2 protein-coding genes are annotated in these 781 nt (G+C 51.9%); one reads left to right on the top strand and one right to left on the bottom strand.

Features of this window, described 5'->3' with window-relative positions:
• Nucleotides 1-71 precede the first annotated feature (71 nt).
• The gene (locus tag ACEWPL_RS19480; RefSeq protein ID WP_420744414.1) at nucleotides 72-365 is read right to left on the bottom strand and encodes an HAD family hydrolase; all 294 of its coding nucleotides are present in this window, start codon (nucleotides 363-365) and stop codon (nucleotides 72-74) included.
• Nucleotides 366-482: 117 nt separating this feature from the next.
• Between ACEWPL_RS19480 and ACEWPL_RS19475 the strand changes: the two genes are divergently transcribed.
• The coding region (locus ACEWPL_RS19475; protein WP_420744413.1) for a hypothetical protein at nucleotides 483-781 on the top strand (299 nt) is incomplete at its 3' end.

Genomic DNA, 781 nt, shown 5'->3' with positions numbered 1-781 from the left:
GTGATCAGCAGATCATAACAACTGGGTGGGTCAGATCTCGGTGACAATGCCGGGTCAGTTCTCAGTGACAATCAACAAAGTAGATATTTAGCGCCGCTAATCGGTTGCAGATCAGTCCTATATTTCTCAATCACTGACTTCTTTATTTGAGCTCTAAAGTTGTCTGGGAGGGGCTTCCCAAGCTCGGCTGTAAGAGCCGCATCGACAGCTTCATCGGGCATGCCTGCAAATCGCCTCGAGACTTCCTCTGTCGTGATTGCGTATCCTAGCAGCGTGTAGGCCTCAGCATCAGCTCGACAGGCGATTATTTCACTATCGAGAAGCACCCCGTCACAATCAAAGATCACAAGATCAAATATGCTCATCGTGGCGAAGCCTTCTGTAAGTTCGAACTGTTGGGGCAGAGGTAGCTTGTTAACTGAAGGTCGGCAAAGTCCCGCACTGCCGACGGTCACCTTCTTGGGATGCTTCACAAGGCATGAATGGCCGGTTCCGGAAAGCTGCGCTGCGGCGTCGGCACGATCTTGGAATGGCCTCTGTGGGTGGCTCCCGCATTGCAAGAGTTTTTTGGCGATTTCTGCGGTCATTTTGTCAGTACTGTCGTCTGTCCGGCCTGTTTGTGTGGTGGTGTTCCACTGGCCCTGATGAATTCCGCAAGCGAGGTTCCAATCGGCTTATCGGCCTCAAAGGGCCGCTGCCATTCCCGGAGAGTGTCCGATCTTTTGTGTATGACTGATCCGGTTCATGCTTCACCAAAAGGAAGCATGAATGACCATCTCGA

Source organism: Roseovarius roseus, from assembly GCF_043355935.2.
Classification (GTDB): Bacteria; Pseudomonadota; Alphaproteobacteria; order Rhodobacterales; family Rhodobacteraceae; genus Roseovarius; species Roseovarius roseus.
This window is presented reverse-complemented; position numbering and strand designations above follow the sequence as displayed.

Coding starts and splice junctions, on each gene's coding strand:
- ACEWPL_RS19480 (WP_420744414.1), bottom strand. CDS start 365: ATGAGCATATTTGATCTTGTGATCTTTGATTGTGACGGGGTGCTTCTC.